Below are 9,129 nucleotides of genomic sequence, written 5' to 3'. Positions count from 1 at the left end.
TTTGATCACCAAATGCCATGAATGTTCCTCACTATTTCACCTATCTCATTATTTATTCATCTCTTTTTGTGGGGATTCGTCAGACTCTGAGTAGATCAACTTCTTATACTGATTGGTATTATTCGCAAGCTACACGGGTTATACCATGTCGATTGCAGAGCAATCTCTTCTCAGTTTCGGCTATCAATTAATATCAAGCCCGGATACTGCGCAGGTGGTCATTGATTTGTATATTATGGCAGGGCTTGCACTTGTTTGGATGTATCAAGATATTAAAAGTAGAGGAAAAACAATCAAACACTGGCTGCCATATGCAGCCGTCACTTTAGTTTTTGTCTCTATGGGTCCCTTGCTGTATTTAGCGCTTAGACCAGACAGTGATAACAAATGACACTTTGGTTAAGCAGCACTCTGACGTGTGAGAACCAGAAAGCATGCCACTTTTAGCACTAGGCATGCTTCCCTTGATCAACCTCAAAAGTTAATGAGTAAGTAACAGTTCAAGTTCATGTAAAGATTTCACCACATAATGAGGCGTTATACCATAGGGGCTCGGCAGTTCAGCAGAGTTTAACCAGCAAGTATCAACACCTGCATTTAAGCCCCCAAGAATATCAGAATGTGGATTATCCCCTACCATTAGTACTTTACTTCGCTCTGGATTATTCATCCGCATTAAGGCGTGTTCAAAAATACCCACATCGGGTTTAGCAATCCCCACTTCTTCAGAGATCACAACTTGCTCAAAGGCATCAAGTAGCCCTGTTTTCTCTAAACGAACAGTTTGAAGCGCAGTGAAACCATTGGTGATGATCCCAAGTTTGACCTTACCTAATAAACTATCAATAAGCGCTTTAGCGCCGGGCAATAAAGTACAAATCTCGCCCATCGCCTTAAGAAACTCGCTATTGAGCTTTTGGGCACTCACGCCTATTTTATCTCCCCACGCAGTAAATCTATCTGTTTGTAACTGCGCGGCGGTAATAAGCCCATCTTGGTAATCAACCCACAGTGGTTTATTCACTGTTTGGTATAATTCAAAATCAGCTTGAGTAAAATCAACATCAAAACGGCTGAACATAAATTTAAGACCTGCGAATGCATCGAAATGAAACAAGGTTTCATCGGCATCGAAGAGTATCCATTGGTATTGCATCTAAAGTACTTCTCATAAATTAAAACAAAAGGAGAAATCGTTAATCCACCGATGTAGAGATGTTCTCAACTAATCGGGTTTTATGACCGGTGTAACGATTGAAAAAAGCCAAATGGCTATGATGAGAGAACTCATCGCCCCGCTGATAATACTGGCTTATCCACTCGATTAACATTGCTAAATTGGCATCTTGCGCAGCTTTGCTCTCATACTTATAGGGCTCCCAAGGACGTGACTTTGCATTATCCTTGCAGGCTTGTTCGTTTAAATCTAAAAAGATCATCTCTGTCGCTTTCTCACTGACCAAGTCGACAAGATCGATGTAACAGCCCTCAATGACCCAAGACTTCTGTTGAGACATAAACGACTCTACCCTCTGTTTTGACTCAGAGATTGGCATACGTTTAGGTATATCTCCGTCTACCACCGGCAACCATGCCACCAGATCAAGATCTAGATGAGATAAACCTTCAGTGCCACATAACCGTTTTGCTAACGTTGATTTACCGGAACCTGAGTTACCAAAAATAACGACTCATCTCACACGCTCTCCTATAAAATTAAGAGGTCACTCACACGCTTTTGCAATGCATTTAAATCCTACTGCTCGTGCTTTACCAGTATCAGAAATAAATACGCGCACCTTTGCAGTGCCTGTGCCACGCATCTCTTTCTCCACTGCCAAAGCTTTCTCTTTCGGCATGAAAAAAGCTTCAATACCATAATCAATGTCTAACATTTCACCGTAATTGTTTCTAACTCGACCTCGAATAAAATCACCTTGAATAGGCATCACCGAACTGACCTCTCCCGCTTGCCATAAACCATCTTTCTCCTCAAGCACAAGGTAAACTACGCTGCCTCTCTTAAATTCAGCAGCATCAATGCGGCTAATCAGGTTTATATCGAAATTGAGTCGAACAAAATTGCCTCTAAACAAGCTTCGAGGATCCACAGGCTCTGTCTTGAGTATGATTTCTTTACCCGTCCAAATGGGCAACACAGCACCAAGGTACTCAACACATAACACTGAAAGTTGAAATAACAGCGTCAAGAGCAAACCAATTTTAATGACTTTTCTATTGGGTGGCATAGTGAGCCATGATGGCATAGTGACTTTATCCATTACGCTGACTCCTGATCTTGTTCTTTACCCGTTTCGGTCACCAATTTGAGGTGATATTTCCAGTATTTAGCCGCAGCCATCAAAATTGCAGCAGCCACCATAAAGAGTATCGCGCCACCAATATAATCACCGATGAGATCAAAGTAACGCAGGAATGCCGTCAATAACAGGGTGACGACTCCAGTATAAAAGTAGTGGGTTTGATTCTGATCTATCCCTCGGCGAATGAGTAAAATCCCCATTAGCACTAAGATCAAATTGGTGGCAATCGCGGTGACAAACTCCATGTTGTCCATCGCTGTGAGTAAGAGAAAACAACAGCCAAAATAACTGCTCATTATTATGGCTGGGGTTGAGGCATACAAACCGCTTTTTCGCGATAAAAACCAAGATAGAGCACCGCAAAGAAACACGGCAGCAATGCCACTAATGGATAACCAATCAAATCCAGACGAATAATCCTCCCATGCACCTTCGAAACTGAGAATAAGCAAAGTGATGATAGACGCTCTAAGCAGCCAAATATGCGTAACCAGTCCGTATTCTCGCCAGTCTTGCTTATTGGTTCTCATTAACCACCAAGCAGCACCATTGAGAAGTATGCCGATACCGAGGGAGAATGGCAGTTGCTCCTCAAAAGGAGCAAAGTAGCGCCACTCACCCATTGTCCAAGCAAGCCCGATGTTCAACCAAGTAATTAAACCTGCAATGCTCGCGATAAAAAGCAGTCGTGATGATTTTTGAAACAGGGTTAACCACAGCATGACGATCGCAAACAGCGGATAGAGAGTTGGAAAGAAATCTTCACCGGTTTCGACTATCGCCCAGACACTTGCCAAGGTGAAAGAGAGTAAACCCAGTAAGCGACTCTGCGTAAAGATAACAAGAGGTAGAATGCCGATTGCCCACCAGAAAATCCCATCAGGAAAATGCTCTCCTAAGTGATATATCTGTGCAATCAACATAATACTGGTTCCGTAGCTAATGCCACCGAAAAATAGCCAAATTTTCCCAGCCTGTTGTCGTCCTGACAAAAAGAATTTAATGCCTACCCCGTTGCAGCCCAAGGTCAATAATAACAACCCGACGGTACGAACAATACGTGGTATTTCATCCCAGTTATGGGAAACAATAAGAATTAAGGCAAGCCCCAGAAACAAGGCACCAAGAGACATTAACAGGTAGTAACCAAATGAGTTCTTGTTGGGGTCTTCATTTAGCGACTCGCCATAACGAACCAAAATAGCATTGGCCTGAGTGTCAGATACCAGTCCATCGCGCACCCAATCTCGCGCCTCGTGGGCAAGCTCCTTCTTAAAGAGGTTGATCAGCCTCATTGTTTATTCCTTATCACATTTAGTTTCATCAAGATTCAAATTCAAGATTACATTTACCCACAAAAAAGGCCAGCATTCGCTGACCTTATTTACTTTATACATTGGTATTACTTGTTTTCAGTCCAGCGATCCATCCAACCCAATACATTGGCGTACCACTGTTCAAGGTTTTCTGGGTTCAAGATCCAATGATTCTCTTCAGGATAGATGAGCAACTCTGAAGGAATGCCTTTACGTTGCATAAAACTAAACGCGGCTAGACCTTGGCCATAAGGAACGCGGAAGTCTTTCTCACCATGGATAATCAACATCGGCGTTTTCCAGTTCTCAACGTAGTTCACTGGATTAAACTTCTCGTACAGGTCTTTGTTATCCTGATATGTGCCACCAAATTCATATTCTGGGAACCAAAGCTCCTCGGTAACATAGTACATTGAACGCATATCAAACAGACCAGCATGATTGACCAAGCAGTTAAAGCCATCGCTCCAATTACCTTGTATCCAGTTCATCATGTAACCGCCGTATGAGCCGCCTAAGGCACAGGTGCGCTCTCCGTCGAGCCACTTCTGTTGCTTAGTCACTGCAGCTAATCCTTTTTGAAGATCTTCAAGTGGCTTTCCACCCCAATCTTTCGAAATCGAATCAGTAAAGGCTTGTCCATAACCAGTAGAACCATGGAAATCGATCATCACCACACCATAACCCGCTCCAGCCCATAGCTGTGCATTCCAACGGCTGCTGAATGAGTTACCAAATGAACCTTGTGGTCCACCGTGAACGAGGAAGGCTATCGGGTATTTCTTACCCGCTTTGTAATCAGTAGGCTTAATCCAGTAGCCGTGAACCTCTTCATTGTTCCAGCCTTTAAAGCTGAACTGCTCAAACTCACCAAATTTGATCTTGGCTAGTTTGTTTTTATTCACATCAGTTAAACGTGTTAAATTCTGACCATCTAAACCCATAGAGTGCAGGTCACCTGGTTGAACTAAACTCTTATGGTTAAAGATAATTTTGTCATTGGTGACACCAACAATGGAGTTACTGCCGTCGTTAAATATCGTTTTAACGTCGCCAAATTGAGTATTCACTTCAAATACCGTCACTTGACCCACATCTTGAGCTGTTACATACAAGGTGCGATTGTCTTTACCGAATGCCAGCGAGCTTGGGCTTCTGTCCCACAGCGGCGCAACTTCTTTTTCCTGACCAGTAACGGTATCGCGTAACATGATGCGATAACGGTCGGCTTCGAAACCAGGCTTTGTCATCGCCAGATACGCCAGGTAACGCCCATCGGCAGAATACGTTGGCAGAGCATCCCACGCTTTATTCTCTTCGGTTAAATTAACCGCTTTGCCACCTGACACCGGCACTTGCCAAAGATCGTAGTTAGTGATCCAAGCTTGGTCTTTACTCGGCGCCTTAGCGCTGTAAACCACATATTTACCATCTGGGGTAAAAGTCACCTCTTCCATACCTGAAAAAGGTTTCGCGGGTGTTTCAGTGTCGAGCCCAGCAGTTACATCCACAGCTGTCAAAATCTTTTCGCCGTTAAGCTGTGCGACAAATAGGTGGCTACGAGAATGATCACTCCACGTGTCCCAATGCCTCACCATCAACTGTTTATATTCACGCCCAGTCGATTCACGTTCCTCTTCGGCTGTAAATTTATCTTTTGAACAGGCTAAATCTTTGCAATCAGGAAACACGCGCATGTTTAATACGATTTGTTTAGTGTCTTGTGAAAGCTTAAAGCCTTCGATGTCCAATGGCAGTTCAGAGATTTGAATCGCTTCGCCACCGTTAAGTGACAACGAATACAACTGACTAGAACCATCACGATTAGCAAGAAAATAGAGACTTTTATCATCGGCAGAAAAAGCCACGTTGTGCTCAGTACCCGGTGCAGAGGTCAGCTGTTTAGCTTTACTGTTTGGCGTAGAAAGATCTTGAATGTACAGATCTGAACTGGACTCCCCTTCGCTATCAATTTTTTTGACAGCATAAACCAATTTATTGCCATCGTTAGACAATGTTGCTGAATGAAGCTTGTTAATTTTAACTAAGTGTTGAACCGTAAAGTCCTCTGCTGCAGAGGCTTGAGCGGTGCTTGCTATTCCGGCAGTTGCCAGTGCAAGTATGAGTGCAGATTTTTTCATTATTATTATCATCTTTATTGATTGTTAATCGATTTGTAAGCGACCCTGATTCGCCAAATCACTTTTCACGTCTAAAATTCCATTGTGACACTTTAGATTTTTTGCGTTATTTTCTTTTATTATCAGAAGCACATTATCCAAATAAGAAGGCTTAGGCAAGATGCCTAAGCCTTCTTATTGTAGACTGCTCTAACCAATTACTAGCTTAATTTCACTTTCCAGATAGCGGGACCCGTTTCATGGGCATTCACCCCGTCTGAATCAACCGCAACCGTCACTGGCATATCTTTGACATCGAACTCGTAAATCGCTTCCATACCGAGATCAGCAAAAGCAACAACGCGTGATTTTTTAATCGCTTTAGAGACAAGGTATGCAGCACCACCAACGGCCATCAGATAAACGGCTTTATTCTTCTTAATCGATGCCACGGTTGCAGGTCCACGCTCGGCTTTACCGATCATGCCCATTAGACCTGTTTTTTCTAGCATCATATCAGTGAACTTATCCATACGTGTGGCCGTTGTAGGACCTGCTGGCCCAACAACTTCATCGCCAACAGGATCGACTGGACCCACGTAGTAGATAAACTTACCGGTAAAATCGACGCCTTCAGGAAGTCCTTCACCCGATTCAATCAAGCCTTGAATACGTTTATGCGCCGCATCTCGCCCAGTCAGCATTTTGCCGTTCAGCAGCAACGTGTCGCCACTCTTCCATTGCTCGATGTCTGATTGAGTGACAGTGTTAAGATCGACTCTACGAGTGTTTTCGCCCGCTTCACGAGTGATCACTGGCCAGTCTTCAAGTGATGGCGGTGTTAATGTAGCTGGACCTGTTCCATCAAGATGAAAGTGCACGTGACGTGTGGCAGCACAATTAGGGATCATCACCACAGGTTTAGAGGCTGCGTGTGTCGGCGCTGTTTTAATTTTAATATCCAGAACAGTCGTTAATCCACCTAGGCCTTGAGCACCGATACCGAGATTGTTAGCACGTGTAAAAATGTCTAAGCGCATCTTCTCCTCAGTGGTTTCAGCCCCTCTAGCTTGCAACTCATGAATATCAACTGGATCCATCAGTGACTCTTTAGCCATAACCGCCGCTTTTTCAGCCGTACCACCAATGCCTATACCTAACATTCCTGGCGGACACCAGCCAGCGCCCATGGTTGGCAAAGTTTTCTCAACCCAAGCTGCAACATCATCTGATGGGTTTAACATGGCCATTTTTGATTTGTTTTCTGAACCACCACCTTTGGCAGCAATTGCTACGTCGACGTGATTGCCTGGCACCATGTCGATATGAACGACTGAAGGCGTGTTGTCTTTGGTATTTTTACGGCTACCGGCAGGATCGGAAACGATGGAAGCGCGTAATGGGTTATCTGGGTTTTTATAAGCTTGACGTACCCCTTCATCGACCATCTGCTGAACAGTCATGTCGGTTTTGTCCCACTTGACGCCCATTCCAACTTTAACGAAACAAGTGACAATTCCGGTATCTTGGCAAAGAGGACGTTTCCCCTCTGCAGACATACGCGAGTTAATCAAAATCTGTGCGATGGCATCTTTTGCTGCTGCGCTTTCTTCACGCTCATAGGCTTCAGCCATGGCGTCAACAAAATCTTTAGGGTGATAATAAGAGATATATTGTAGCGAATCAGCAATACTCTCAATAAGATCGGCTTGCTTTATGATGACTTCTTTACTCACAGACTCTTCCTTTTTATCGGACATATTAGGGGCACTCCAATAGTTTCATTGGGTTACAATATTATTATAATAGTTTATCTATGATACCTTCCCCTGACTTTCAGGGAAACACCTCACTTGAAACCTTTAGAGCTGTTTATTGATTTTTTTAATTCTAGCCTATCGATTATGATATTCTATCGTTGAGTATCAGGGGAACGCCCCATTTTAATTAAGGTTAATCGATGAGTTGTTCGGCGTCGCGTCAGCTGGCTTCATTAAAGCTGACTTGGGATCACACCACTACTGCGTTATTTTCATTTTTTTCAGATCAACCTTGGGCCATGCTATTGGATTCAGCCAATGCTGATCATGCTGATGCCAGATACGATATTATCGTCTGCAACCCAGTTGCCACCATAGTAACGACCTCAGGCCTGAGTCGAATAACACACTATGATGACGCTCGAGAACATAATGTTGAAACGGTAAATTTGGATCCCTTCCAAGTTATCAATCAGACACTGAAAAATTATTTCCCCCAGCCATTGTTGAGTCAATATCCTTTCTCTGGCGGCGCCATGGGTTGCTTTAGCTATGACTTAGGCAGACAAATTGAGAGTCTTCCTGACATTGCCCAACGGGATATTGATCTGGCAGAGATGAATATCGGACTATATATGTGGGCGTTGATTTATGACTATCAAGACGCAAGCTGGACCTTAGTGCACTATCAAGGCCAAGATGCGCTGCAGCAGACGCTAGCAGAGCTTGAATCCCTGCTCAATAAGCCTTTGACATCGAACAAGCACCATTTCTCTTTGAGTAACGACTGGGATAACCAGATCAGCCGTGAACAATATTTAGATAAGTTTGATAAAATACAGCGGTATTTGCATAGCGGTGATTGCTATCAAATTAACTTAACCCATCGATTCGAAGCTGATTATCAGGGAGATGAGTGGCAGGCTTACATTGAATTAAGTCAAACTAACAAAGCGCCCTTTTCTGCTTTTATCAAGCTCGATAACACCTCTATCTTATCCATTTCGCCTGAACGATTTATTCAATTGGTGGGCAGTGATATTCAAACTAAGCCCATTAAAGGTACACGTCCAAGGTTTACCGACCCGGTAGAGGATAAAGAGTCGGCAGTAGCGCTGTCCCATTCACCCAAAGATCGCGCAGAAAACCTGATGATCGTCGATCTCCTGCGTAATGACATAGGTAAGGTGGCACAAGCAGGCTCAGTGAATGTGCCTCATCTGTTTAACATTGAAACCTTCCCTGCGGTTCACCATTTGGTCAGTACAATTACAGCGAAACTCGCCTCACCATACCAAGCAAGCGATCTTTTGAAAGCGACATTTCCTGGTGGATCGATCACCGGCGCCCCAAAAATTCGTGCAATGGAGATCATTGAGGAACTTGAACCCTCTCGGCGTAGCCTATACTGTGGTTCTATTGGATACATAAGCCAAGATGGTCAAATGGATACCAGTATCACCATCAGAACGTTAGTGGCGCAATCTAATCGTATCTATTGTTGGGCTGGGGGCGGTATTGTTGCAGACTCTGTCGCGAACGAGGAATATCAGGAAACCTACGATAAAGTGAGCAAAATCCTGCCAATCCTTAAAAATATGTAATTAAA

At 43.7% G+C, this 9,129-nt stretch carries 8 protein-coding genes; 2 read left to right on the top strand and 6 right to left on the bottom strand.

Features of this window, described 5'->3' with window-relative positions; translation table 11 throughout:
- The first annotated feature begins 145 nt into the window (after positions 1-145).
- On the top strand, positions 146-391 hold the full coding sequence (locus FN961_RS13540; protein WP_144040707.1) for a DUF2834 domain-containing protein: 246 nt from the start codon (positions 146-148) through the stop codon (positions 389-391).
- Between the two features lie 90 nt (positions 392-481).
- On the opposite strand, the gene yjjG is transcribed toward FN961_RS13540, so the two are convergent.
- From yjjG to FN961_RS13510, 6 genes are all read right to left on the bottom strand, one after another.
- Entirely contained in the window at positions 482-1,156 is a 675-nt protein-coding gene (gene yjjG / locus FN961_RS13535) for a pyrimidine 5'-nucleotidase (RefSeq protein ID WP_144040706.1), read from the bottom strand.
- Positions 1,157-1,196: 40 nt separating this feature from the next.
- Positions 1,197-1,517, bottom strand: coding sequence for a hypothetical protein (locus FN961_RS13530; protein WP_308426224.1), 321 nt, complete (start codon positions 1,515-1,517; stop codon positions 1,197-1,199).
- A 207-nt stretch (positions 1,518-1,724) separates the two neighbouring features.
- Complete coding sequence (locus FN961_RS13525; RefSeq protein WP_144040704.1) at positions 1,725-2,282, bottom strand: GDYXXLXY domain-containing protein; 558 nt, start codon at positions 2,280-2,282, stop codon at positions 1,725-1,727.
- Positions 2,282-3,619, bottom strand: a complete 1,338-nt coding sequence (locus FN961_RS13520) for a DUF2157 domain-containing protein (RefSeq protein WP_144040703.1) — start codon at positions 3,617-3,619, stop codon at positions 2,282-2,284. The genes FN961_RS13525 and FN961_RS13520 overlap by 1 nt, the downstream gene beginning before the upstream one ends.
- Positions 3,620-3,726: 107 nt before the next feature.
- Entirely contained in the window at positions 3,727-5,781 is a 2,055-nt protein-coding gene (locus tag FN961_RS13515; RefSeq protein ID WP_144040702.1) for a dipeptidyl-peptidase 5, read from the bottom strand.
- A 200-nt stretch (positions 5,782-5,981) separates the two neighbouring features.
- Positions 5,982-7,520, bottom strand: coding sequence for a fumarate hydratase (locus tag FN961_RS13510; RefSeq protein WP_144040701.1), 1,539 nt, complete (start codon positions 7,518-7,520; stop codon positions 5,982-5,984).
- Between the two features lie 200 nt (positions 7,521-7,720).
- Between FN961_RS13510 and pabB the strand changes: the two genes are divergently transcribed.
- On the top strand, positions 7,721-9,124 hold the full coding sequence (pabB, locus tag FN961_RS13505) for an aminodeoxychorismate synthase component I (protein ID WP_144040700.1): 1,404 nt from the start codon (positions 7,721-7,723) through the stop codon (positions 9,122-9,124).
- Positions 9,125-9,129 lie beyond the last annotated feature (5 nt).

The organism is Shewanella hanedai (genome assembly GCF_007197645.1).
Taxonomy (GTDB): domain Bacteria; phylum Pseudomonadota; class Gammaproteobacteria; order Enterobacterales; family Shewanellaceae; genus Shewanella; species Shewanella hanedai.
Note: the sequence above shows the minus strand (reverse complement) of the source record. Positions and strands in the feature narration are given on the sequence as shown.

Bases quoted from the DNA above. Each gene is read 5' to 3' on its own strand.
- FN961_RS13540 (WP_144040707.1), top strand. From the start codon at position 146: ATGTCGATTGCAGAGCAATCTCTTCTCAGTTTCGGCTATCAATTAATA.
- yjjG (WP_144040706.1), bottom strand. From the start codon at position 1,156: ATGCAATACCAATGGATACTCTTCGATGCCGATGAAACCTTGTTTCAT.
- FN961_RS13530 (WP_308426224.1), bottom strand. From the start codon at position 1,517: ATGTCTCAACAGAAGTCTTGGGTCATTGAGGGCTGTTACATCGATCTT.
- FN961_RS13525 (WP_144040704.1), bottom strand. From the start codon at position 2,282: ATGGATAAAGTCACTATGCCATCATGGCTCACTATGCCACCCAATAGA.
- FN961_RS13520 (WP_144040703.1), bottom strand. From the start codon at position 3,619: ATGAGGCTGATCAACCTCTTTAAGAAGGAGCTTGCCCACGAGGCGCGA.
- FN961_RS13515 (WP_144040702.1), bottom strand. From the start codon at position 5,781: ATGAAAAAATCTGCACTCATACTTGCACTGGCAACTGCCGGAATAGCA.
- FN961_RS13510 (WP_144040701.1), bottom strand. From the start codon at position 7,520: ATGTCCGATAAAAAGGAAGAGTCTGTGAGTAAAGAAGTCATCATAAAG.
- pabB (WP_144040700.1), top strand. From the start codon at position 7,721: ATGAGTTGTTCGGCGTCGCGTCAGCTGGCTTCATTAAAGCTGACTTGG.